Genomic DNA, 24,964 nt, shown 5'->3' on the forward strand with positions numbered 1-24,964 from the left:
TAATATCGATCAGTTTAATAATTATAGGCTGACGTAAAAACATTTAGGATAGTTAAATTTAGTAATTTTACTTTTATAGGTTAACTCATATATAGCTTTATTGATAAAGCCATAATTTAATCACTAAAATCTTCTACCTACTGACCAGTACTGCTATTTATATCATTACAATAATATGCGTCTAGGATCTGAAAGTAAGCTTGCGATGTATCTAGTAAAAACTGCAGCATCTGCACCATTAATGACTCTATGATCATAAGATAAAGACAGAGGTAGCATCAGACGCGGTTTGAATTTCTGCTTATCATCGTTCCAGCGAGGCTGCATAGTCGCTTCAGATATACCCAAAATACCAACTTGTGGCCAGTTCACCAAAGGCGTAAAGTAAGTGCCGCCAAGATTACCTTGGCTAGATATAGTAAAGCTTGCACCTTGCAACTCTTTCGCCGTTAATTTTTTATCACGTGCTTTGACAGCTAATTCGCCAATTTCAACGGCAATTTGTTTAATGCCTTTAGTTTGCGCATCTTTGATAACAGGGACTATGAGACCATCATCCGTTGCCACTGCCAGACCAATATTAACGGTTTTTCTAATATGAATCTGTGTGTTGTCATCACTTAGATGACTATTAAACTTAGGATGCTGCATCAACGCATAAGCAGTAGCTTTAACAATGAATGCAAGAATGGTAAGCCCAATTCCTTCTGACTTAAACTCAGCTTTGAGCGATTTACGCAGTTTTTCAGTTTCAGTAATATCAGATAAATCAAACTGTGTCACCTGCGGCAAGTACGTATTGTAGGTTAACTGAGGTATTGAGACTTTTTGCAAACGGCTTAAGTCTATGGTTTCAATTTCGCCCCAAATCTCCTCCCTACTCATATCAGGAAGCTTAGGCAAAGCCGAACTCTCACGGCTTAATGAAGATTTCGAACCGGTATCATTCGTATCGACCATATGCGTTTTCACATAATTAAATAAATCTTCCTTAACGATACGATCATTAAGAGCAGATCCTTCAATTTGTGTGATATCAACGCCTAACTGACGTGCCAATTTACGCACAGCTGGACCCGCATACACATCTGTTAATTTAGCATTCACCTCTAGTTCGCTCAATTTATGCGAACCACCCGATCTAGTGCCTTTATCGGTGCCAGAAGTATTAGTGCCAGAAAACGTCTTAACCTCTTTGTTCTTAGACGTTGAGTCACCATAGCCTACTTGAGTAGGCTTAGAGTTCGCATCAGCTGCTTGGTCTAAATCAGAACCTCCCTTTTTATCGCTCTCTTTTGCAGTTTCTTTGGAGGATGGTTTAGAAGATTCTTTTGAAGATAATTCATTGTCATCAGCAGCGCTGCCCCTTACTTTTATAACAATATAATCTTGTCCATTTGAGACACTATCGCCATCCGCTATTAGAATCTCTTCCACAGTGCCAGAAGCGGGTGAAGGCACTTCTACAGACGCCTTATCAGATTCAATTAGTAGTAAAGATTGTTCAGACTCTACAGAGTCACCAACACTGACCATAATTTCTGCAACGTCGGCTTCCTCTACACCTAAATCGGGTAAAGCAAAAGTTTTACTTTCAGACTGATCTTGCAGTGATGACTCTGAAACGGTTTCATTACTATCATTCACATCTGACATTGTGTTATGAGTACTTATTGAGCCTTTATTTTGCTCATCAACTTTATCTTCAGAGTCATTTACTGAGTCATTTTCATTACTATTGAAATCACTATTGTCATTGATATCTTTAGAGTCAGCCTCAGAGTCTAAGTCAGCACTTTCTTCTAATTCTATTAGAACACTACCTTCACTGACTGAATCACCTTCTGACACTAAAACTTGTGTTACTTTACCAGCTGTTGTACTTGGTACTTCAACTGCTGCTTTATCCGACTCAAGCAAAAGTATATTATCATCTACTTCAATAACATCACCAACTGATACATATATTTCACTTACCTCGGCGCTTTCAACACCTAAATCTGGGGTTTTAATTTCCATGTCTTATCTCCAGCGTAATCGTTATTATTCCAGCCTATTGGTATAATTATTTAAATAGCTTTATTTATCATCATCCAATAACTCAGCGTCCGCTAGATCTTCAGCTTTACCCTCGTTATCAATCTCATCATCGTCTTCTTCTACCAAATCAGGAACTGGATTAGGATTCACTTCGTCTTCATCAGGTGCAGGCGCATCAGGGAAATGATCGTACTGAGGCTGAGGCTGCCATGCTGGAGGCTGGTCAACATCAATGCCTAAGCTTGTAATAGCATCTTTAACCAAACGCATATCTACTTCACCTTCATCTGCTAAGCATTTCAAGGTAGCTACGACGATATGTTCAGCATTGACATGGAAAAAACTACGTAAATTTTCACGCGTATCAGAACGACCAAACCCATCCGTTCCTAAGGTAGTGTATGGACGATTATCAGGCAACCATCCTCTTATTTGCTCTGAGAAATTGCGCATATAGTCTGTCGCTGCGACCACAACGCCTTCATGTTTGGCTAATTGCTCAGTGACCCAAGGTACTTTTTCCTCTTCCATTGGATGCAATCGGTTATAGTCATCACATGCCATACCTTCACGTGTTAATTCATTAAAGCTCGTAACACTCCAAACATTGGCACTGATATTAAACTCATCTAACAAAATACGTGCAGCTTTCTGTACTTCTCGCAATATGACACCCGACCCTAATAGCTGAACATGGGTTCGTGCATTTTCATTGCTATTGTATTCAAGTAAATACATACCGCGCTTAATGCCCTCTTCTACGCCCTCAGGCATAGCAGGATGTTCATAATTCTCATTCATTAGGGTTATGTAGTAATACACTCGTTCACCTTCAGCGTACATGCGGCGCAGTCCATCATGAATGATGACTGCAAGCTCATAACCAAAACATGGGTCATAGGACACGCAGTTAGGTACGGTGCTAAATAATATATGAGAATGACCGTCTTGATGCTGCAAACCTTCACCATTCAATGTCGTTCTACCCGCCGTTCCCCCTAATAAGAAACCTTGAGCTTGGCAATCACCCGCGGCCCAAGCAAGGTCGCCCACACGTTGGAAACCAAACATGGAGTAATAAATATATAAAGGAATCATAGGTAGAGCATTAATAGAGTAACTGGTTGCTAACGCAATCCATGCACTCATCGCGCCAGCTTCGTTAATGCCTTCTTCTAGCATGTGACCATTTTTAGCTTCCCTATAGCCCATTAAAGCATCATTGTCCTCTGGGGTGTATTTTTGCCCGACAGAAGAGTAAATACCAAGCTGACGGAACATACCTTCAAGACCAAATGTTCGCGCCTCATCAGGAACAATAGGTACAACTCTGTCTTGAATGTTTTTGTTTTTAAGCATCATACCCAATAAGCGTACAAACACCATGGTCGTAGATTGCTCTTTACCATTACTCCCTTTAAGTACTCTGTCAAACATTGACAACTCTGGAATGTCTAAGGGAATATGCCCACTACGCCGATTAGGTAGATGTCCGCCCAAAGCTTCACGGCGTCCACGTAGGTATTTCATTTCAGCAGAGTCTTCATCAGGACGATAAAAAGGTAGGGATTCTAAATCTTCATCTGTAAAGGGCAGATGAAATCTATCTCTAAAGTACATTAATCCTTCTTGATCAAGCTTTTTGATCTGATGCGCTTTGTTGACCGCTTGAGCTTGAGATGAAAGACCATATCCTTTCACAGTTTTAACCAATACTACGGTAGGCTGACCTTGAGTTTTCATTGCTTCACTAAAGGCGGCATAGACTTTGATAGGATCATGGCCACCGCGGTTTAGACGTCTGATATCATCATCTGTTAGATATTTGTCTGCCATCTCTTTGAGTTCTGGATATTTCCCAAAAAATGCCTCACGAACAAATCCGCCATCACGGGTTTCATATAATTGATACTCGCCATCGACCACTTCTTCCATACGTTTTTTGAGAGCTCCTGACTCATCCTTATCTAATAGGCTATCCCAGCGGCCACCCCATATAACTTTAATAACTCGCCAGCCCGCGCCTCTAAATACAGATTCAAGCTCTTGTATGATTTTGCCATTACCACGAACAGGACCATCTAGACGCTGCAAATTACAGTTGATGACCCAGATTAAATTATCTAGACGTTCTCGTCCTGCAAGTGAAATTGCCCCTAAGCTTTCAGGCTCATCCGTTTCACCATCACCTAAGAAAGTCCATATTTTACGACCTTCCTCTTTTAAAAGACCACGGTTAATTAAATATTTATGTACGTGCGCGTGGTAGATAGACATGATAGGACCCAGCCCCATCGAAACCGTTGGGAATTGCCAATAGTCAGGCATTAAATAAGGATGCGGATAACTTGATAACCCTTTGCCATCTGCTTCACGTCTAAAATTAACGACCTGCTCTTTAGTTAGACGTCCTTCTAAATAGGATCTGGCGTAGATACCTGGCGCCGAATGACCTTGGTAATACACCATATCCCCACCAAAATGATCACTCGCTGCTCTAAAGAAGTGATTAAACCCTGTCTCATACAAGGTCGCACTAGATGCGAAAGTTGCTAAGTGGCCACCGAGATCATCTTCATTTTGGTTGGCGCGCATCACCATTGCTAATGCGTTGTAACGTATTAAAGCTCTGATATTACGCTCAATAGACAAATCCCCTGGATAAATAGGTTCGTCTTCAACAGGTATGGTGTTCAAATATGCAGTATCAAGGCGGTTAAAAGGTAATCCTTCTTGAACCGCCATGTTATATAACGCTTTTAATAAAAACTGTGCACGGTCTTTATCAGCATGCTTGATAACAGATTCAAAAGCATCAAGCCACTCTTGGGTTTCGTTGCTATCAACATCGTTATAATAATTCATAATTAATATTCCTTGGCTTATATTATTTGCTCGCCTTTATATTAGTTAGGCACAAGTTAAGTTTGGTTAAAGGTCACAAATTAATTTTTTTATAAGATAGTTTTTTAAACTAATTTATTTTTAGTTGGTTCTTGTAAGTCAATTACCTATTAATGTGTATAGTGCTTAAAGTCGAGTTTATATCGAGTGATAATAATAGTTGATCATATCTCTGCTAATATACTTAAGTTCTATTTTAAGACCATTTACATTTAACTACTTCTAATCATTTCAAATTACTAACTCTTTAAATTTTTACCATATTCACCCAGACCCTTTAATAAGTATAAACTTACCTATCTCAAGGTTGAGTTAACAGTTGTAATTCGTTATTAGTATAACGTCAAATATTGAAGCAATGCTATCAACCCATAGAAATGATAAAAAGTTATTCATTTATTTAAGAAATAATGAAAATTTATTGTAATTATAAAAAAGTTAGATGTAATTGTATTAACTTTGCGCTAATATTTAAGGACAATAATTTAAATATGAATAAATTTAACTTTAATTTTACAGTAGATGATTCATTAATTGGTTTGTATTGGTAGTGGCATTAAACTTACGTATTATTGAAGACTAAATTCTTCGAGCTATTAAAAAATACAATGAAACTTAATGCAAATACTAATGGGTCGGCTAAGCGAGGTTAACAGAATAATTTTTAGTAACCTCGCCCCGACTATGTAATTTCGCGGCTATAGATAATATTTCATAAAGATTTTGCATATTAATAAAACAAGTTTGATAATGAGCCAAATTTGGATGTGAAATACATAAAAAAGGAGTTTTTTGTTGCATAGATATTTTACGATGGACAAATTTGAACACATTAATTCAACTATAAATAGTCAATTACTATATCGATGCATGGCACTAACTATTGGTGTTGCTTTTTCTAATGCTGCTTATTCAGTTGAAGCATTAGATATGGTCATCACCGCAAACAAACTGGTTGAAAATGCCGACGGAAAAATGGTGTATGTGCCAGTACGAACTGCAAACGTTGGTGCCATTATTCAATACAAAGCGACTTATCAAAACACACACAATCATGCTCTAAGGAACACCTCCGTAACCATACCTATTCCTACCAATACTGAATTCACAGGTCAAGCTTTTCCACTAAGTGCGCAAGGCTCCATAGATTATCGAAACTATATGGACATACCTTTAATGAGACTTGTGGATGGCAAACTTGAGGAAACACCATTTTCAGACTACAAATCTCTACGATGGAACATAAAATATATTCCTCCTCGTAAGTCCATCGATGTCGCTTTTAACACAATCGTTAAATAGAACGTCCTATTAAAAATTATAATTAACCATAGAACATACAACAAATGGATAAATAAAGTATTTGAATCGAAGCTATTTAAAAACAGCTGTTAATCAAAACAATAGTTAATTATATCTACCGCCAAATTGAACCACTGCCAAATAAGTCAATAAGCCAAGCTTTTAAATCGTAATAACTGTATTTGAATACTATTTGAGTCGGGCATATTGAGTCGGGCATATTGAGTCAGGTTTATTAAGTATCTAAACGATGTTCTAATTTTAAGTAATCCTCTGATTGCATTTCAAGCAAACGAGATCGCGTTCTTTCAATTTCAAAAGCTAGCTTTTCACCGTCATAAAGCTCTAAAATTGATTGCTCCGCTCTTACCAACAACTTAACGCGGCGATCATAAAACTCATCAACCATATAAATAAATCGGCGTGTCGGATCTCGTAGTAAATCGTTTAAAGCCGGTACATTATCAACCAATACAGTTGAAAAATTATTGGCAATCTCGATAAAGTCATTCGCAGAACGCGGCGCCATACATAACTGTCTAAAGTCACAAAATAAGACGGTTTTTGTACGTGCATTGATCGTAATTTGACGCCCATTAATTTCTATAGGATCTTCTGAGATTTTTTGATTATTCGCTATTGAGGTAAAGCGGTTTGCAAGCCAGTGACTATTTTCTTTAGTAAGAGGACTGACATATAGCTCAGCTTGTTGCAATAGTCGTAGTCGATAATCAATACCTGAATCAATATTCATTACTGTGGTGTGTTTTTCAAGCTCATGCACCGCTGGCATAAAGCGGTCACGATGAAGTCCGTCTTTATATAGTCCAGATGGTTCAATATTAGACGTTGCAACTAAGGTTATGCCACGTTTAAACAGCATGGTAAACAAATCGCCCAAAATCATCGCGTCAGAGACATTTGATACAAAAAATTCATCAAAGCATATAAGAACTGCCTCGCCGTGAATAATGTCTGCAACCTTTTCAAGTGGGTCACTACTTCCTTGCAGTTTATTAAGCTCTTTATGCACTCTTTGCATAAAATGATGAAAATGCATGCGCATTTTTCGCTCTATAGGTACAGCTTCAAAAAACATATCCATCATCCATGTTTTTCCCCGCCCTACCCCGCCCCACATATATAGCCCTTTGGGCGGAGTTGGCGCAGATTTAAACAGTCCAAATAATCCTTTTTTCTCGCCTGAATTCTCTATGAGCTTGTTATACACCTCATCAAGATATTCCATAGCCTCTTGTTGGATTGGATCATGATTAAATTCATCGGTGGCAACGGCAGCTTTATATCTCTCTAATGGGGATTTATTCATGGTTAAATTACCGTAATTTTTTTTTGTAGTAAAAGTAAAATATTCAGTATGCCCTTGATAGGTGCAGCTATGGGGTATATCGGGCATGGCGTTCTAATAAGTCTTTGATATCAGTCAGTTGACCGTGGAAAAAATGACTGGCCCCTTTAATAACATACGTTTGAATTTGCTTTTTATCAGCAAATTTATGCATGATATCGGGGTCAATGACATCATCTGCATCGCCATAAATTTGAATGGTTTTTTGAGTAGGTAACATAACATCTGATGCATCATTACTTTCTACCGATGGTGCCATCAAGACGACCTTAATAAGCGTCATATCACTTAGCCCCCAAATATGCGGCGTGACCATCGTTTGCTCAGCAACTCTAGCGGCAACATAACCCCCAAAGGAAAACCCACCCAGCCATAATTTACGGGCAGATGTCTTAGAATACGCCCACTGCAATACAGCCATGGCATCTTCAATCTCACCTTTAGCAAAGTCATGTTCACCAGTTGATTTACCCGTGCCCCTGAAGTTAAACCTTATGACGTGCATTCCTTCATCACGAGCAAAGTTAAACATTGTCGTCACTACTTTATTCTTCATAGTGCCCCCAAAACGAGGGTTTGGATGACATAAAAGGGCAATTACCTTTGTGTCTGGGTCATTAGGATTATCATTTTGCCACAAAGCTTCTACTTCTAAATGACCTACTGGCCCTTCAATAAGTTCTTTTTTAATTTTATTTGCCATAATATCGTTTACTTGAATGATTTAAATAAATTAAAGCCAACTATATTACCAAAGCTTTAGATTAGGAATGGTTACTCTCTGTTACTGGTACAAGTTTATAAAAACCTATTTACTATTAAGTGATGTCTCATCGAAAATATTTATTCGAAACTATGCTGCATTAATAATTCAACACTATTTATATAAATAAAACTCTATGCCATATTATAATAATGGCATTAAGCTGATTTTAACTCAACATTGAGGTATTTTGACTATGATATATGAATTTAAGCATACGCTTGCAACATTAAAACTTTCTACGATAGCGGTTTGCACCACTATTGTATTATCTGGCTGTCAATCGACACCCTCAGCTCCAGTGATACAACGTGCTAATTCTACATTTGAAACGACTGGTATAGGTCAAACTAAAGTTAAAGCGCAAGAACATGCATTAGATAGTGCTAAAAAAACGTGCCGTTCACGCCAAGCTATCATCGTTGAAGACGATCTAAAATACAATGGTGTATTCGATGAACGCACGGGCCGTATGATTGATCAAGTTGGCGCGATAGCGGGCGTAGTTTTAGGAACTGGCAAAACCGATTTATCTCGTGATGATGATTATGAATATACCATTACGTTTCGTTGCCAATAACAGTTTATAGTTAGTAAATAATACGAATTATTAGCTGTTTAATGCTATAAGCTGTTTAAACGTTGCAGCTATTAATAAGTAACAGCTCTTGATAAGCAGTTAATTGTTCGTAGCTAAATTTAAATAGCTGCTACTTACACATAGAATCTTTGCAGTGATACTACTCTATTAGCGTCTTGGATCAAAGGCATCTCTTAAAGCTTCACCAATAAATATTAGTAAAGACAACACAATGGTTAGGCTAAAAAATGCAGATAATGCCAACCACGGGGCATCCAAATTGTTTTTACCTTGAGTCATCAATTCACCAAGAGAGGGCGACCCTGGCGGTAATCCATACCCTAAGAAGTCTAATGAAGTTAAGGCGATGATGTTTGCTGTTAGAATAAAGGGCAACTGTGATAAACTTGAAGCCAATACATTAGGTAGAATATGCCTTAACATGATCCGATAGTCTGAAACTCCCAAATTACGCGCCGCTCTTACATAATCAAAGTTTCTTGCTCTTAAGAACTCTGCCCGAACCAGTCCGACTAAGCTCATCCAACCGAACAATAACATCAATCCAAAGAGCACCCACATACTGGGGCTGAATAAACTGACTAATATTATTATCATAAACAGTTGCGGCAAGCCTGCCCACACCTCCATAAAACGTTGACCTATTAAATCAATCCAGCCACCAAAATAACCTTGTAATGCTCCGACCATTATCCCTATCAACGAACCAACAACGGTCAGTGCAATGCCAAATAATAGGGAAATGCGTAATCCATACAGTATACGTGCTAATACATCACGCCCTGTGTCATCAGTCCCTAGCCAGTTTTGCGCATTAGGCGGGGCGGGATATGGCAGTGCTATTTCAACGCTTGGCGTTTGATCTGCAAACTCGATGGGCGGCATAATCATGAAACCATTGGATTCAATCAATGATTGCACGGCTGGGTCTTTATAATTCGCTTCGGTTTCAAATACACCGCCAAACTCAGTTTCTGGATAGGCGCTCAATACAGGAAAATAGAGTTGACCGTCGTATGAAACTATCAAAGGTTTGTCATTGGCAACAAAGTTTGCGCCCATACATATAATGAATATTGCCATAAACAAACTAAGCGCAATCATCCCTAATCTATTTTTCTTAAAGCGCTCCAAACGTGCCTGCCATATAGGACTTAACATGCTAGGTTTTATCGTTGCATTATCGACATACTGCGCACGCTGTTCTTCTGAAACTGTTTGCATCTATCGGCCCTCAAAATCTATACGAGGATCTATGAGGCGATAGCTAATATCACTTATCAACTGCAATAACAGACCTACTAAAGTAAAGATGAACAATGTACCAAAGATAACGGGATAATCACGTTGCTGAATAGCTTCAAAGCTTAACAGTCCTAAACCATCAAGTTTGAATATAATTTCAATTAAGAAGTTACCGGTGAAGAATATGCCGACAATTGCGGCAGGTATCCCTGCAATGATGATGAGCATGGCATTTCTAAATACATGGCCATATAGTACTTGGTTATTACTTAAACCTTTGGCGCGTGCGGTGAGAACATATTGTTTTGAAAGCTCTTCCATAAAGCTAAACTTAGTCAAATAAGTTAACCCCGCAAAGCCGCCTACCGTACTCGCTATAAGTGGTAACGTTAAATGCCAAAAATAATCTTTTATTTTATTTAATAAACTAAGTTGATCAAAATTCTCGGAAACCAGTCCTTGGAGCGGAAATATTTGCAAGTAGCTACCCCCTGCAAAGAACACCAGCAATATCACCCCAAACACAAAGACAGGTATAGCGTGACCAATTGCCAATAACAAGGCAGTTGCTTTATCGATACCTGACCCATTGCGCATGGCTTTAAAAATACCTAAAGGTATTGCAATCAGATAGATAAGCAGGGTACTCCAAAGACCTAAAGATATGGAGACAGGTAATTTATCAATAATAAGCTCTGTTACGGGTTTGCCTTTAAAAAATGAGTCACCAAAATCAAGTTTGGCGTAATTAGTAAGCATAAGCCAGAAGCGTTCCGGTGCAGATTTATCAAAACCATATTGCGCTTTAATAGCCGCTACCATGTCATCAGACAGCCCTCTTGAACCGCGATAGCTATTGCTCTCAAGAACATTATTGCCGCTCATAGCTGAGGTTGAGGACTCACCCGTAAAATTGGCATTTTCTATTTGTGCAATTTGCTGTTCAACGGGGCCACCTGGCGCAGCTTGTACCAAAATAAAATTGGTTAACAAAATCAAAAATAAAGTAGGGATGATTAGCAGTAATCTTTTCAGTATGTATTGACCCATTTACTCTATTTCCTTGACCAACTATTCTATGCAACACTTATTGAGTTAACAACATTTAAGAGCTGAAAGTAAAACTTATTCATTGAATGATGAATTGGTAATAGGCTAAATATTCAACATTTAAAAGTTATCTTTTAAAGACCTAAGTGCACTAAATACTGTAAAAGGTTTTGAATCTGGTAAAACCTGATATGTCTTAACGCCTTCGATGACGCTTTCTTTATCGACTCTTAAAAATACGTTAACATCACGTTCATGATCGAGTGTGACAGGTAATGAGGGTTTGCCAGCTGCAATGAGCTCATTAACTTCATCTAAAGTTTGTTGCATAAATTTATTATTAGGTTCGATACTCAGTCCAAACTTTAAATTTGCCGCTGTGTATTCATGTGCAGGATAAAACAACGTCTCATCTGGCAGCTTATCAAAACGTTTAAAGCTTTCAAACAACTGATCAATCGTACCTGTAAATACGCGTCCGCATCCAGCACTAAACAAAGTATCCCCGCAGAATACATGTTTTTCTTCATCTTTTTCAAGAATATAAGCAAGGTGGCTTTTAGTATGCCCAGGAACTGCCCAAACTTTGGCAGAGAATCCCCATACGGTTACTGAACTGCCCTCCTTTACAACTTGGTCAGGCTTAATTTCGTGATCAGATCCAGCAACAACATGAGTCATGGGATAAAACTCACGTAGCTCAGCCACGCCCCCAATATGATCCGCATGATGATGGGTAATCCAAATGGCCGTTAATTCTAAATCGTAGTCATCTAGATATTTGGCAACTGGCTCGGCTTGACCTGGATCGATAACAATCGCTTGTTTATTGGAATCATTGACCAATGCCCAGATGTAATTATCTTCAAACGCTTTAATGGGCGTAATAATGATGCTCATAGAGTATCCTATTAATTTATAACCTTTATACGTAGTTAATGTTCAGATCAATTATTTTAAGACCAGAGATTTTAGCATATGCAAGAATTTAAGTAGTTGCTTAAAACTTCTAAAGGGTTAAGTATTCTAATTACCTATTTACCTAACACGGTTTATAAATGTCTATTTATAACAAACACTATATATAGTAAAAACGCTTATGAACAAGCCCGCTTTATAATTAATACGCTTTATAATTGGTACTCTAAATAATTAATATGCTTTAAAACAAACACACTTTACAGCAAACTCTATTAATTTAAATAATTTTCTATTTTCTTCTCAGCAGTTTTATCTATCCACCAATAATCCAAACCTATAGCATTGTCTGGTAACTTATCCATATGACGATACTTATCCCAATAGGCAACTCGGGTTAGCGTTGTACCGTACATTGGTACCATGAAATAGCCACCACGTAGCAACCTATCTAACACTTTGGTATAAAGCACGATCTCATCACGGCTGTCGGCATAAGTGAGCTTAGCTATAATAATATCTATGGCTTCATTTTTAATACCGCTATAATTACGGTTTCCTTGTTCGTCTGCTGCCGCACTACCCCACAAATAGCTTTGTTCACTACCTGGTGACAAACTTTGCGGGAAGCTACTCATAATCATATCATAATCAAAACGCCGCAAGCGCTCTAAGTACTGAGGCATATCAACTAATCTTAATGAGGCATCAAATCCCAGTCTTTTTAAATTGCGAATATAGGGTAACAGAACGCGGCTCATGTTACTGTCGGTCATAAGTATTTCTAATTTGGCAGTCGTGCCATTAGGCTGATAAAGCTTCATGTTTTCATAATAAAAGCCTGCGTCTAGTAACTTTGCGCGTGCTTCTAGTAATGCCTTTCTGTGATAGCCTTTACCATCTGACTCCTCCAGTTGCCAGTCATTTAAAACCGCTTGTTTTTGAAATTTGTTAAGCTTTGGCAGTAGCGGTTTAAGCACGGCATACTCTGAATCACTCGGTTTACCTGTTGCTGCCAGTTCTGAACCATGAAAATAACTTTGTAAGCGCTCGTATTGACCGTAAAATAAAGTCTTATTCATCAGCTCAAAATCTAGAGCTTTAGTTAACGCTTGACGCACTCGAATATCTTTAAATATATCTCGGCGTAAATTCATAACAATGCCCTGCATTACAACAGGGTTCATGGAGGCTATCTCTTCTTTTTTAATAAGCCCAGCTTTAGCAGCTGGGAAATCATAGGCCGTTACCCATCTTCTGGCAGAATTCTCCTCACGAAAGGTATATTGACCGACCTTGAATCCTTCAAGTGCGGTCTCATTTCCTCCATAATAAATGTATTTGATGATATCGAAGTTAAAACGACCTATATTTGCCATCACTTGATTGCCCCAATAGTTGGGGTCGCGCTTATAAACCACACTTTGACCTTCGTTGATACGCTCAAGCTGATAAGGCCCACTTCCCATCAATGGTGTTAATGATAAAGTTTCAAAGTCTTGATCGACTGACGCCTTTTTAAAAACTGGAAATTGACCCACTGTCAGTAAAACTTCTTTATTATCATCATTTTTAAAGTTAAATTTTACTCGGTGCTCATCAAGCGATTCTACGCTATCAATAGCAGATAGATAACTTCTAACTTGCATCAGCCCTTTATTCAATAAAGCATCAAAGGTTGCTTCAACATCTTGTGCAGTAACAGGAGAACCATCCCAAAATTTGGCTTTAGGATGTATATGATATACCACCCAGCTTGTATCCTCAGGATCATAAGTAACCTTTTGAGCAAGCTGCGGGTACATCACAAAAGACTCATCTAATGAGCCAGTCATGAGCGTATCGTATAAGTATTCGGTACCACGCATGGCGATGCCCGTCGTCATCCACGGATTTGCACTATTAAACGTACCAAATGCACTTCGAGATAACGTCCCACCCTTTGGCGCTAAAGGGTTGGCATAAGGAAGATGTGGCGCAGTAACATATTGCGCCTCACTATTATGTGCTAACGCTTCAACCGTAATCGGTTCAGCACTCGATGGCGCTGCAAACAAAGTCACTGCACTCAGGACAGCACATATCAAAACTTTGTTTGAGAACCAATCAATTTTTTTAATTCTCACTAAATGCTCCAAAAACGGGGGGAGGTCATTCTAATCTCAATTGATCTTAATAGCTCAGCATCATAAGATTATTAAGAATGCTTTTTAGCAAATTTAATCATGAAATCACATAGTGCTTCTACTGACTCAAGGCTTACAGCATTATAAAGGCTTGCACGCATGCCACCCACATCTCTATGACCTTTGAGATTCAATAAATTATTGGAAGCTGCTTCTTGTAGAAATAGCGCATCAAGTTCACTATTTTGAAGCTGGAAAGGAATGTTCATAATTGAACGATACCTAGTATCTACCTTGTTGATATAAAAATCATGATTGTCAATGGTGTGATAAAGAAGCTTTGATTTTTCACGATTAATTTGGGCCATTGCTTCCAAACCGCCTTGTTCTTCGAGCCACTTAAATACAAGCCCTGCTAGATACCACGAATAAGTGGCTGGCGTATTGAGCATGGAGTCTTTATTAGCTTGGTTCTCATAATCTAATAAGGCAGGACACCAGTCGCTAGCTTGACCTATTAAATCTTCTCGAACAATCACGATAACTAAACCCGCAGGACCAATATTTTTTTGCGCCCCTGAATAAATAAGCCCAAACTTTGAAACATCAACAGGTTCAGATAAAATACAAGAAGACATATCGGCTACTAAAGGCGCACTCACATTGGGTGGATCAAAAATTTGAACGCCGTGAATCGTTTCGTTAGCGCAGTAGTGAAAATATTGAGCATTATTACTTAATTTCCAGTCTTGAGTATCTGGTACAGTAGTATAGTTACTGTCTTTGCTGCTGGCCACTTCATTCACTTGCCCAAGTCCCAACGCACTATAGCGTTTAGCTTCTTTTATGGCTTTTATTGACCACGGACCTGTCGTCAAATAATCAGCGTAGCCATCACCCCATTTGCCTTGCATTAAATTGAGTGGAATCGCAGAGAACTGAAGCGTCGCTCCACCTTGCAAAAACAAAACCTTATAGTTATCGGGTATCTGCATCAACCGGCGCAAGCTCTGTTCAGCTTGTTCAGCTACCTCAACATACTCTTTACTTCGATGGCTCATCTCCATAATTGACACACCTTTACCGTGCCAATCTATAAGTTCATTTTGCGCGGTTAATAACACTTCTGTTGGAAGCGCTGCTGGACCAGCACAAAAATTATGCGCACGTTGAGAGCTTTTTAATGAGCTATCTAATGAGCTGTTAATAGTAGATTTTAGATTTCTCGATTTATCGTTTGTCATATGCTGCTAACTCTATTAAGGTGAAATTATGGTTTAGGGCGTGGCCCTAATAACTGACATTTTAATAAATTATCGTACATTCAAGTTCTAAGCTATGTATTTAACTATTCTAAAGCTATACCATTAAGAGTTAATAAATTGCCAAAACTCTCTTTTATTCTCACCATCCTCAACCATATCTTTAAGGTAAGGACCCTGAGTTATTCCTTCAATTTCAATACAATCAGGTAGCGCAGTCGCTGCTATTACCTTATTATTATCAGTTTGAGCCAGTTTGAAAATAAACCCTGCAACACTTGCGTTGGCCGCTTCTTTATCAGTAATACCTTCACAAATTGGGAATTTTTGACTCTGTTGAGTGACAGACAGTGAAGACGTTATATTCTCCCATAATTGCGACAACTGAGTTTCTCTTATTTCAGCATTATCAGCCAATATGATAATGCCTTTATAATTGACACCAACAACCTCAAAAGGTGCCACTTGTGACAAACTCATTTCTTCTACAAACGGTGCCACCGAAGTGCGTGAAACAGGGGTGTCAAAGGTTTTAGGAGCATCAAGGGTATCAGTTGTATCTATTGATCTAAGCGTTAGACTTTGAGAATCAGTTTTATCCGTAACTTCTTGAGAAGAAACAGGATTTAATATAGGCGAGCTTGTTATGCTTGAGTGATGATCACTTTCTGAGTTAGTCTCTGTAGCTATTTGGTTAGAATATAGGTTTGGTTGAGTAGGCTTTTCATCCGTAGCGCTATCTAAATTAGGAGCGCTAGAATTATAATGGTTTGCTATCAGAGCATCTGATAGCTGTGCATCTGTTGGCTGTGCATCTGATAACTGAGCATCTAATGGCTGAAAATCCGAAATAAGTGAATCTACATCAACAAATTGCGTAGTTGAGGTAGTACTCGCCCAAACATCAATGCCCATCAATACCAATATGTGGCGTTGTTGAGCAATTAATGGCGATATGCGAGCGCCATGAGCATCGTCATGGTGATACTCATTTTTAGTAACTATATCTTTAGTATATTCAGTTATCGTCATAGGGTTGGCAAGCGTTTTGGCTAACAGTTATTAATAGTTGTATTTAAGATATAGTCAGCGAAATACTAAACGGTTACGATGTTAACCTTGCTCGCCCTACTATAGTAGTACTTGCACTCGGTTGATTGGTAACCATTTTAGATTTCATTGTCTATTGATGCACTATCTATTAGATATACTTTTTTAGTTTAACAAATTTGATTGGATTAAACGATATAAACGATGTCATTTATAGTTTAGGTTAAAGTAAGCACATATTGAACTGGTTATGGTTTAAACATGTACCGATTGAAGGACTTATTAAAAAGACCAAGTTCAATTCAAATTGAGCTTGGTCTTCTTCTTTAGTGAGACTAATAAAACAAAACTAGGGCGAGTCTTTAAGTGGATTATGTGGCTAAAAATGAAGACACGCCCTCGCATTAGTTCAATATTATTGAGCCTCAGCAGTGGCTACGTTTTTATCCCATATCTTAGGATATTTATAGCCAGGGAATGTTGCATGCGCATACGCTTTAAATTTATCAGAGTTGTAGGCATCAGTGACATCTTTTAACCACTTAGCATCTTTATCCTCCGCTTTAACTGCTGACCAATTGACATACGCGAAGCTTTTTTCTTGGAATAGCGCATCGGTTAGATCAATACCCGCGTCGGTCGCATAGTTACCATTGATGACAGCAAAGTCTACTTCATCACGAGCTCGCGGTAATTGGGCTGCTTCAAGCTCTATGATATCGATATTTAGGGGATTGGTAGCAATATCAGATTTTGAAGCGGTTAGCGGGTCAATATCATCTTTTAAGGTTATCCAGCCCAAATCATCCATCATCACTAACGCACGGGCAAAATTACTCGGATCATTAGGTGCTGACACTGTCATACCTTGATAAGTATCGTCTAAGCTGGATTTTTTACCAGTATATATACCTAAAGGCGCTGTAGGTACTTGGAATACTTCAACCAAATCTAGGTTGTTCTCTGCAGCAAAGGTGTCAAGATAGGGTTTATGTTGAAAAACATTTATGTCTAAATCGCCTTCAGCTAATGCTAAGTTTGGACGCACATAGTCGGTAAATGTAGTCAACTTCACGGTATAGCCCTGAGCCTCAAGATCATCTTTGATTTGAGTACGTACCATATCTGCAAAATCGCCTTCTGTTGTACCAATAACGATGGTTGTTTTTTCTGTATTCACACCATCTACATTGGCCGCTTCTTCGGTAGCATTGTCACTACACCCGATTAATACCATAGCAGACATACCTGCTATTACAGCTGATAAATAGATACGTTTACAAATAGCACTTAACTGCATTTTAAATCCTTAAGTTTATGATTTGATTACTCTAATTTAATATGACGCTATATTAACTTAAAAGTTGCTTATTACCTATGACTAAACTCATGATAATTTTTAACGATCATGTGAGTATTTTTAACTAAAAAATCAAATACTTTTTAACGAGGCCTTTAAATTTAAAGTTAATAAAATCTTTAATTCCGGAATTACTTATTATCGTTTATCAAGACGGGTCGCTAACCAGTTACCGAAGCCTTGAATGCCCACGACCAATAGGGATAGCATTAGAACAATAAAAATCATCACTTCAGTTTGGTAGCGGTAATAACCATATCGGATGGCCAAATCACCCAATCCTCCCCCGCCAATCATGCCAGCCGCTGCTGAAAAAGACAGTAAGCTGATACATAAGATCGTCACGGACAATACAAGCCCTGAACGAGCCTCGGTTAATAGTACTTTAACGATGGTAAAAGGTGTGGCGCCCATTGATTCTGTGGCTTCAATAATACCGCGCGGTACTTCACGCAAGTTTTGCTCAACCAAGCGTGCAAAGTAGAATGAGCCTGCAATGGCCAATACAAAAGACGCAGCGATTGGTCCAATACTGGTACCAATTAATGATTTTGTGAATGGTGTCATTGCAATCATTAAGATTACAAACGGGAATGCGCGCATGAAGTTAGTAATGGCACCTAAAATGTTATATATAGCCTTATTTTCAAGTAACTGTTTGTCGCCTGATAAAAATAAAAATATACCAAACAACCCCCCTATTACCACCCCTGCAAGTGTTGAGATACCCAGCATAATGAACGTATCAATTGTAGCTTGTAAAATCTCTTCTCGAAGCTCCCACAAGCGCCCAGTTGCTTCGTTTAAACTTAATGCAGACATTTATCAATCCTCCACAACCAAACCACGACCGATTTCAGTGTTTGCAATTATTTGATTATCCACAATATCTGCTACTTCCAATAATTTGCCGTCATGCAATAAAGCAGCTCTATGACATAGGCGCCTAATCACGCTCATCTCATGAGTCACAATCACAATAGTTACCCCAAGCTTTTCATTAACTTCCTTAAGCGTACTTAATAATGCCCGGGTCGTTTGAGGATCTAGCGCACTGGTGGGTTCATCAGCCAATAGTACTTTAGGATTCGAAGCAATGGCACGTGCTATACCAACCCGTTGTTTCTGTCCACCAGACAACTGCGCTGGATAATGATTCGCTCTATCTGTTAAATTCACAATCTCCAAACACTGCATGACTCTATCGTAAGTTTGATCTTTAGGGTAGCGGGCTACATTTAAATTAAATGCGACATTTTCAAAGACAGTACGGTTGGACATAAGGTTAAATTGTTGGAAAATCATACCCACATTATGACGTGCTACCCGCAGTTGCTTAGGCGACATATCAGTCAGTACTTTATTATCGATAGTCACCGACCCACCATCTGGCTGTTCAAGTAAATTCATTAAACGCAGTAAGGTAGACTTGCCTGCTCCAGAATATCCCATTAGGCCAAATATCTCACCTTGCCTGATGTTTAATGAGATAGGCTCAACAGCAGTAAACCAATGTTGTTTGCCATCTTTTGTAGTTTGGAATTTTTTATGAACTTGATTTAGAACAATCATATCTGTCATGGCATACACTTTAATCTACACACACTATTTTTTACTACTGTATTTAAATCTGTCAATTGTGTTGATTGAATACAATAGGCCAATTTTGAAACGCAGTAATATAGCATATTAAGCCTTTAATAGCATTAGCTTAGGCTAATAACGTCATTCAGCTTTGGAATATATTTATAGTAAAATCTTAGATGTATAATTATTTTCGCACGTTTTGAGATAGGTAGAGGTAGGAGGGCGCTAATGTATGTAGCTTATACTTGTACTTATACTTTTACTTATACTGATACTGATACTTATGCTTACGCTTATAAGAAGGTGCGGGACTACCGTCTAAATATATTAAGTAATAAACTAAACACTATACTAACTACAATCATAGTCACAATAGGAAAATAGACACGCGTGTTGCCAGATTCGTAGCGTATGTCACCAGGCAGTTTGCCAAACCAAGATAATGCACTAGGGAACATTGTCCATATAATGCCAATCGCTACTAAAAATACGCCTATAATAATTAATATCTTTGGCATTCTAACAACTCCATTTATAATGATTTAGGATTAATGGCTGACAATATGACGAATATAACTACCATGCGGCTAATATAGCTAAAACATAATAAAAGTAATGACAATTATTAATTTTGATTTTTCAAAGTTCTAACTGTTTTAGACCTATAAAATGCATTCATGCGAATTTAAATATAGCTTAGTGTAACAAATTTAGAAAATACAAACCTGCACGCAATGTTGAGTTTTTGCTAAACTAAGCGCATTAAGGTTTATATAGAATTTTATGCAAACACTTTGAAAAACTGGTTTTAAACCAGTTGTCAATTATTTAAACAACCGTATTAATTACTATAACGACAACAATAACTAAGGATATCTATGAATGTTTTAATTATTGGTTCAGGTGGCCGCGAACATGCATTAGCATGGCAATGTGCTAAAGACACCAATGTCGCCACTGTGTATGTTGCTAACGGCAATGCCGGTACCAATGAAGAATCAAAATGTCAAAATATAGCATTAGATACAAGCGTCCATGACGATGTCATAACCTTTTGTATAGACAATAATGTGGATTTTATCATTGTAGGGCCCGAAGCACCTCTAGTAGCTGGGCTAGTTGATGATTGTAAAAAAGCGAATATTCCAACTTGGGGACCCTCTAAATACTGTGCTCAGCTTGAAGGCTCTAAAACATTTGCTAAAGAATTCATGTTAGCCAATAACATTCCTACTGCTAAATACAAAGGGTTTACCGACATTGAACCTGCAAAAGAATATGTTAACGAAAACGGTGCGCCTATTGTTATCAAAGCAGATGGATTAGCCGCTGGTAAAGGAGTTATTATTGCTGAAACCATAGAACAGGCTCACGAAGCAATCGAAGATATGCTCATAGATAATAAGTTTGGCGACGCAGGTAGCCGAGTAGTCATTGAGCAGTGCTTACAAGGTGAAGAGGCCAGCTTTATATGTATGGTTGATGGTACTAACATCTTACCAATGGCTTCAAGCCAAGATCACAAACGCGCCTTTGAAGACGATAAAGGACCTAATACCGGCGGGATGGGCGCTTACTCGCCAGCTCCAGTGGTAACCAACAAGGTGCACCATAAAGTGATGACGCGGGTGATTAAACCTGTTGTCAAAGCCATGCAAGACGCGGGACATCCTTACACAGGCTTTTTATATGCAGGATTAATGATTGATGAGAACGATGACCCCTACGTTATTGAGTTTAATTGCCGTTTTGGCGATCCAGAAACTCAGCCAATTATGATGCGTTTAAAATCCTCTTTGGTCGAATTAATACAACTGGGTCTTGAAGGTAATCTTCCCTCAGAAGCTGATTGGGATGAGCGAGCCGCATTAGGTATTGTAATGGCTTCAAAAGGCTATCCAGAAACGTCTTCAAAAGGCGATGTTATCACAGGGTTGCCGCCCTTGGATGACAGCGACACTGTAAAGGTATTTCATGCAGGTACCAAAACAGATGGTGATTATATTGTCACTAATGGTGGCCGTGTTCTTTGTATTACTGCGTTAGGTGATACAATTTTAAACGCTCAGCAAACTGCACTTAAAACAACTGCTTCCATACAGTTCGATGGGGCTCATTATCGCCGAGATATAGGTAATAGAGCGTTAGACCGATAGCTATTAAAACCGCCGATAGCTATTAAAACCGCCTATAGCTATCAAAACCGTTAGCCATTTAAACCAATAGCTATTAAATTTAATTTATAGATAAGCTCTTTTTTTTATTAGGCTCTTATATAGTCATCGTTAAACTGATAACATTTAAGCTGCTTATTTAGTTATAAATCTTATAATGGTACGTCTTTTATTTGTACTATTTTAATTAATGCATCTTTTAAATAGACCAGTCTGGTTATTTGAACCGATGCCTTAACCTTTTGTGGTTTAAACATGTCCAATTCGTTACCGACTCAAGATCTTAAAAATCAAGATATCGAATCTAATACCCCGCAGCCCTCTACGTCATCTAATGAAATGGAAAGCTTGAAAACAACTCGTTTGGATAGACGATTATCTATTGCCAAAACATCCTTAAACCTTGGTCGCCGCTGGGCTGGTAATAGTTTTTCAGGTCTGTTTTTAAGTAAAGAGCAAAAAGCTTCAAGAAATGAAGCCTTTATGAAAGAACAGGCCAATTATCTTGCTGATGAGCTTGGTAAGCTTAAAGGTTCAGTTGTCAAAATTGGACAGATGTTGGCATTATATGGCGAGCATTTTTTACACCCTGAAATCACCACTGCCCTACATCGTTTAAATGATAGTACAGCAAGCTTGGCTTGGTCTACCGTTGAGTATACGATAAGACGGCAACTTGGTGATCGTATTAATGACCTTGAAATTTCAAAATACCCAATTGGTACCGCCTCCCTTGCTCAAGTTCACCGTGCCAAGATAAAAGCATCGGGACAAGAAGTGGTGCTAAAAGTACAGTATCCAGGTGTTGCTGATGCTATAGACTCTGACCTGAGCTTATTCAAACAATTACTAAAAGTCACAAACGCGGTACCTCAAACCAAAGCATTAGATGAATGGTTTAATGAAATAAGTGACTTACTAAAAGTTGAAGTAAATTATGAGCTTGAAGCGGCTACTACGAGTCGTTTCTATCACCGCCTAAAGGACGATGAGCGCTATGTTGTTCCTAAGGTATTCGAAGAATATTCTACCGAAAGGCTTTTGTGCTTAAGTTATGAAGAAGGTGTTCCGGTTACGGACGCTAATCTACAAGCATTATCTCAACAACGCCGCGATGTCTTAGGTAAAGCTGCGATTGATATTATGTTGAATGAGATATTTGTATGGGGTGAAATGCAAACTGACCCAAACTTTGGTAACTATTTGATTAGATCAGAACCGGCAGATAAGCCCAATGGAAAAGATGAATTAATTTTATTAGATTTTGGAGCTATGCGCCAGTTTGATGAAAATCTTTTAAAAATAGCGCGAAATTTAATGTTAGCTGGATTTAATTATAATAAAGATCAGATGATTCATGCCATGCAGGGTTATGAGTTTTTTGACAGTATGAGCGCAGAAGTTAAGTCAAATATGGCAGACGTATTTTTATTAGCGACAGAACCCTTTAGATCGCCCAAACTACAATCACAAACTGCCAATGACCTTATAGATGACGAAGGCTATTATCATTGGGCGAATAGTAATTTACACAAACGTTTAATAGAAGCTTCAAGTAACGCGATGCAATCTAGAGAATTCAGCTTACCTCCAAAAGAGTTTATGTTTATAAGCCGTAAGTTTATTGGTGCTTATACCTTTTTAACTGTTCTGGATGCCCGCACTAATACATACGATACCATCAGTAAATTTGTTCCTATCAATACGACGCCACGTTAAATAAAATAATTCTAAGTTATACCACTGTCATAACTTAGAATTATAGTTGATAGTGAAACTGCACATAAAGTTAAAATTGAACGAATATTATTTATTATTAATTTTATTCACTTTTAAAAGAACTAGTTGAATAATATTCATCAAATCTGGTTTTATAATTTTCTGGCTTTTGTATATTAATTTCCCAACACTGCTCACCACGTGCCAAATACTTTATTTCAAAATGAGTGCGTTGACTGTTTTTACTAACTTCGAATTTTTGAACCGGTAATTTCCACATAGTTACAACGCGGTCATAAGCGTTTTCAATATAAGGCTCGATATTACTAGCCAGAATAATTTCGCCATCGGTTTTTAATCTAGATAATAAAAATTCAAAAAATGGCATATTTAGCCATTGCTGATTTGGATTTTTCTGCTCTGGATTAGGATATAGAATAAAGATGGTATCTATCGAGCGTGGCGGAAGAGCATATATGCAATATGGTATGGCGTCTGCATGGACAGGCGTTAGATTATTTAGCTTAACATTGGATGCTGATAATTTTCCGATTTGATTAACAAATGCAGAATATTTATTCTGAGTTCGTTCTATGGCGATGATGTGTTTTTCGGGATTATTTTTAGCAAATTCAATAGCATGCATCCCCTTCCCTGCTCCAATTTCTAATACTATTGGAGTTTTTTTATTATAGTCATTATTTTCAATAACTTTCTTGATAATCTTAGGGACACAAAAATCTCTGGGTGGTCTAAGTTGTTCTGGCTTAAATAAGCGTATATTATTGGTATTCATTTAAACTCGCTTATCGTCTTTATAACTTGCATAATTTATTTATTCGCCTGATTATCTTAATTGTCTTTTTATAAATTCATACTATGATAATTGGACGATTTTATAATTCGTACCCTGGTATTCGAACTATATCATTCCTACAATATCATTTTAACAATGGTATTCAATAAGCTTAAAATATTCAGACAGCCCCTAGTTTGCATACAATTTGTCTAATTTTTTATCACCATTTTCAAATTTAGCTGAATCATTATATAACACAGCGGCGCGATATCTTAAATGAAATCAGTATATTATTACGTTAATGTAGGGTCTATCGAATTTAATAACAGTAGTTAAAGTGATTTGTTGAAATAAATATATTCGAACTTTCTTATTAATAAAGATGATTATTATGAATACACCGAACAATCTATACAAAGCTAATAACATTACCGAATCTATCCACTCAGATCACAAAACCTATCCATGTCCACAATGTAATAAAGAGACTAAATGGCAGAATAACCCTAATAAACCTTTTTGTAGCGATCGCTGCAAATTGATTGATTTTGGCGCTTGGGCCAATGAGGATTATCGTGTGCCTGCCGAAGACTCTCCTTTTTATCAAGATTTGGACTAATTAAATTTAGAATACTATTAAATACAGGATATGTTGACTAATCCTCTGTTAAATCAATAAACGATTATTCCAATTT

20 protein-coding genes are annotated in these 24,964 nt (G+C 37.9%); 5 read left to right on the plus strand and 15 right to left on the minus strand.

The window, feature by feature from the left end; all coding sequences use genetic code 11:
* Nucleotides 1-165 precede the first annotated feature (165 nt).
* Both AC2SLP_RS06395 and aceE read right to left on the minus strand, forming a co-directional pair.
* Nucleotides 166-2,019 (minus strand): 2-oxo acid dehydrogenase subunit E2, encoded by a 1,854-nt coding sequence (locus tag AC2SLP_RS06395; RefSeq protein WP_486535837.1) that lies wholly within the window; start codon nt 2,017-2,019, stop codon nt 166-168.
* A 60-nt stretch (nt 2,020-2,079) separates the two neighbouring features.
* Nucleotides 2,080-4,905, minus strand: a complete 2,826-nt coding sequence (gene aceE / locus AC2SLP_RS06400; protein WP_486535838.1) for a pyruvate dehydrogenase (acetyl-transferring), homodimeric type — start codon at nt 4,903-4,905, stop codon at nt 2,080-2,082.
* 909 nt (nt 4,906-5,814) lie between these two features.
* On the opposite strand from aceE, the gene AC2SLP_RS06405 reads away from it, so the two are divergent.
* Nucleotides 5,815-6,246: a hypothetical protein gene (locus AC2SLP_RS06405; RefSeq protein WP_486535839.1), complete on the plus strand. Its 432-nt coding sequence runs from the start codon at nt 5,815-5,817 to the stop codon at nt 6,244-6,246.
* A gap of 235 nt (nt 6,247-6,481) precedes the next feature.
* Here the strand turns inward: AC2SLP_RS06405 and zapE are convergent, their stop codons facing one another.
* Both zapE and AC2SLP_RS06415 read right to left on the minus strand, forming a co-directional pair.
* Nucleotides 6,482-7,576, minus strand: a complete 1,095-nt coding sequence (gene zapE / locus AC2SLP_RS06410; RefSeq protein WP_486535840.1) for a cell division protein ZapE — start codon at nt 7,574-7,576, stop codon at nt 6,482-6,484.
* Nucleotides 7,577-7,643: 67 nt separating this feature from the next.
* The gene (locus AC2SLP_RS06415) at nt 7,644-8,318 is read right to left on the minus strand and encodes an alpha/beta hydrolase (RefSeq protein WP_486535841.1); all 675 of its coding nucleotides are present in this window, start codon (nt 8,316-8,318) and stop codon (nt 7,644-7,646) included.
* A gap of 256 nt (nt 8,319-8,574) precedes the next feature.
* On the opposite strand from AC2SLP_RS06415, the gene AC2SLP_RS06420 reads away from it, so the two are divergent.
* A complete protein-coding gene (locus AC2SLP_RS06420; protein ID WP_486535842.1) occupies nt 8,575-8,958 on the plus strand; it encodes a hypothetical protein in 384 nt (127 codons plus the stop codon).
* Between the two features lie 168 nt (nt 8,959-9,126).
* Here the strand turns inward: AC2SLP_RS06420 and AC2SLP_RS06425 are convergent, their stop codons facing one another.
* The 10 genes from AC2SLP_RS06425 to AC2SLP_RS06470 all read right to left on the minus strand — a co-directional run bounded on the left by AC2SLP_RS06425 (nt 9,127) and on the right by AC2SLP_RS06470 (nt 20,095).
* A complete protein-coding gene (locus AC2SLP_RS06425; protein WP_486535865.1) occupies nt 9,127-10,140 on the minus strand; it encodes an ABC transporter permease in 1,014 nt (337 codons plus the stop codon).
* 63 nt (nt 10,141-10,203) lie between these two features.
* The gene (locus AC2SLP_RS06430; protein WP_486535843.1) at nt 10,204-11,274 is read right to left on the minus strand and encodes a microcin C ABC transporter permease YejB; all 1,071 of its coding nucleotides are present in this window, start codon (nt 11,272-11,274) and stop codon (nt 10,204-10,206) included.
* 120 nt (nt 11,275-11,394) lie between these two features.
* Nucleotides 11,395-12,174: a hydroxyacylglutathione hydrolase gene (gloB, locus tag AC2SLP_RS06435; RefSeq protein ID WP_486535844.1), complete on the minus strand. Its 780-nt coding sequence runs from the start codon at nt 12,172-12,174 to the stop codon at nt 11,395-11,397.
* A 293-nt stretch (nt 12,175-12,467) separates the two neighbouring features.
* Nucleotides 12,468-14,318: an extracellular solute-binding protein gene (locus AC2SLP_RS06440; RefSeq protein WP_486535845.1), complete on the minus strand. Its 1,851-nt coding sequence runs from the start codon at nt 14,316-14,318 to the stop codon at nt 12,468-12,470.
* Nucleotides 14,319-14,389: 71 nt separating this feature from the next.
* On the minus strand, nt 14,390-15,562 hold the full coding sequence (serC, locus tag AC2SLP_RS06445) for a 3-phosphoserine/phosphohydroxythreonine transaminase (RefSeq protein WP_486535846.1): 1,173 nt from the start codon (nt 15,560-15,562) through the stop codon (nt 14,390-14,392).
* 123 nt (nt 15,563-15,685) lie between these two features.
* Nucleotides 15,686-16,612, minus strand: coding sequence for a hypothetical protein (locus tag AC2SLP_RS06450; protein WP_486535847.1), 927 nt, complete (start codon nt 16,610-16,612; stop codon nt 15,686-15,688).
* Nucleotides 16,613-17,045: 433 nt separating this feature from the next.
* Nucleotides 17,046-17,930 (minus strand): MetQ/NlpA family ABC transporter substrate-binding protein, encoded by an 885-nt coding sequence (locus AC2SLP_RS06455; RefSeq protein ID WP_486535848.1) that lies wholly within the window; start codon nt 17,928-17,930, stop codon nt 17,046-17,048.
* A gap of 198 nt (nt 17,931-18,128) precedes the next feature.
* Nucleotides 18,129-18,812 carry a methionine ABC transporter permease gene (locus AC2SLP_RS06460; protein WP_486535849.1) on the minus strand — a complete coding sequence of 228 codons (684 nt, stop codon included), beginning with the start codon at nt 18,810-18,812 and terminating at the stop codon, nt 18,129-18,131.
* Between the two features lie 3 nt (nt 18,813-18,815).
* On the minus strand, nt 18,816-19,571 hold the full coding sequence (locus AC2SLP_RS06465) for a methionine ABC transporter ATP-binding protein (RefSeq protein ID WP_486535850.1): 756 nt from the start codon (nt 19,569-19,571) through the stop codon (nt 18,816-18,818).
* 317 nt (nt 19,572-19,888) lie between these two features.
* The gene (locus tag AC2SLP_RS06470; RefSeq protein WP_486535851.1) at nt 19,889-20,095 is read right to left on the minus strand and encodes a DUF2905 domain-containing protein; all 207 of its coding nucleotides are present in this window, start codon (nt 20,093-20,095) and stop codon (nt 19,889-19,891) included.
* Between the two features lie 360 nt (nt 20,096-20,455).
* Here AC2SLP_RS06470 and purD point away from each other — a divergent pair, with 360 nt between their 5' ends.
* A complete protein-coding gene (gene purD, locus AC2SLP_RS06475; RefSeq protein WP_486535852.1) occupies nt 20,456-21,733 on the plus strand; it encodes a phosphoribosylamine--glycine ligase in 1,278 nt (425 codons plus the stop codon).
* A 273-nt stretch (nt 21,734-22,006) separates the two neighbouring features.
* Nucleotides 22,007-23,470: an ABC1 kinase family protein gene (locus AC2SLP_RS06480; protein WP_486535853.1), complete on the plus strand. Its 1,464-nt coding sequence runs from the start codon at nt 22,007-22,009 to the stop codon at nt 23,468-23,470.
* Nucleotides 23,471-23,573: 103 nt separating this feature from the next.
* Here AC2SLP_RS06480 and AC2SLP_RS06485 read toward each other — a convergent pair whose 3' ends face one another.
* Nucleotides 23,574-24,266 (minus strand): class I SAM-dependent methyltransferase, encoded by a 693-nt coding sequence (locus tag AC2SLP_RS06485; protein ID WP_486535854.1) that lies wholly within the window; start codon nt 24,264-24,266, stop codon nt 23,574-23,576.
* Nucleotides 24,267-24,696: 430 nt separating this feature from the next.
* Here AC2SLP_RS06485 and AC2SLP_RS06490 point away from each other — a divergent pair, with 430 nt between their 5' ends.
* The gene (locus tag AC2SLP_RS06490) at nt 24,697-24,888 is read left to right on the plus strand and encodes a DNA gyrase inhibitor YacG (RefSeq protein WP_486535866.1); all 192 of its coding nucleotides are present in this window, start codon (nt 24,697-24,699) and stop codon (nt 24,886-24,888) included.
* Nucleotides 24,889-24,964 lie beyond the last annotated feature (76 nt).

The organism is Psychrobacter sp. CX21, from assembly GCF_057396255.1.

What these genes read in the sequence shown, in the direction of transcription:
- AC2SLP_RS06395 (WP_486535837.1), bottom strand. Translation starts at nt 2,019, where the DNA reads ATGGAAATTAAAACCCCAGATTTAGGTGTTGAAAGCGCCGAGGTAAGT.
- aceE (WP_486535838.1), bottom strand. Translation starts at nt 4,905, where the DNA reads ATGAATTATTATAACGATGTTGATAGCAACGAAACCCAAGAGTGGCTT.
- AC2SLP_RS06405 (WP_486535839.1), top strand. Translation starts at nt 5,815, where the DNA reads ATGGCACTAACTATTGGTGTTGCTTTTTCTAATGCTGCTTATTCAGTT.
- zapE (WP_486535840.1), bottom strand. Translation starts at nt 7,576, where the DNA reads ATGAATAAATCCCCATTAGAGAGATATAAAGCTGCCGTTGCCACCGAT.
- AC2SLP_RS06415 (WP_486535841.1), bottom strand. Translation starts at nt 8,318, where the DNA reads ATGGCAAATAAAATTAAAAAAGAACTTATTGAAGGGCCAGTAGGTCAT.
- AC2SLP_RS06420 (WP_486535842.1), top strand. Translation starts at nt 8,575, where the DNA reads ATGATATATGAATTTAAGCATACGCTTGCAACATTAAAACTTTCTACG.
- AC2SLP_RS06425 (WP_486535865.1), bottom strand. Translation starts at nt 10,140, where the DNA reads ATGTTAAGTCCTATATGGCAGGCACGTTTGGAGCGCTTTAAGAAAAAT.
- AC2SLP_RS06430 (WP_486535843.1), bottom strand. Translation starts at nt 11,274, where the DNA reads ATGGGTCAATACATACTGAAAAGATTACTGCTAATCATCCCTACTTTA.
- gloB (WP_486535844.1), bottom strand. Translation starts at nt 12,174, where the DNA reads ATGAGCATCATTATTACGCCCATTAAAGCGTTTGAAGATAATTACATC.
- serC (WP_486535846.1), bottom strand. Translation starts at nt 15,562, where the DNA reads ATGACAAACGATAAATCGAGAAATCTAAAATCTACTATTAACAGCTCA.
- AC2SLP_RS06450 (WP_486535847.1), bottom strand. Translation starts at nt 16,612, where the DNA reads ATGACGATAACTGAATATACTAAAGATATAGTTACTAAAAATGAGTAT.
- AC2SLP_RS06455 (WP_486535848.1), bottom strand. Translation starts at nt 17,930, where the DNA reads ATGCAGTTAAGTGCTATTTGTAAACGTATCTATTTATCAGCTGTAATA.
- AC2SLP_RS06460 (WP_486535849.1), bottom strand. Translation starts at nt 18,812, where the DNA reads ATGTCTGCATTAAGTTTAAACGAAGCAACTGGGCGCTTGTGGGAGCTT.
- AC2SLP_RS06465 (WP_486535850.1), bottom strand. Translation starts at nt 19,571, where the DNA reads ATGACAGATATGATTGTTCTAAATCAAGTTCATAAAAAATTCCAAACT.
- AC2SLP_RS06470 (WP_486535851.1), bottom strand. Translation starts at nt 20,095, where the DNA reads ATGCCAAAGATATTAATTATTATAGGCGTATTTTTAGTAGCGATTGGC.
- purD (WP_486535852.1), top strand. Translation starts at nt 20,456, where the DNA reads ATGAATGTTTTAATTATTGGTTCAGGTGGCCGCGAACATGCATTAGCA.
- AC2SLP_RS06480 (WP_486535853.1), top strand. Translation starts at nt 22,007, where the DNA reads ATGTCCAATTCGTTACCGACTCAAGATCTTAAAAATCAAGATATCGAA.
- AC2SLP_RS06485 (WP_486535854.1), bottom strand. Translation starts at nt 24,266, where the DNA reads ATGAATACCAATAATATACGCTTATTTAAGCCAGAACAACTTAGACCA.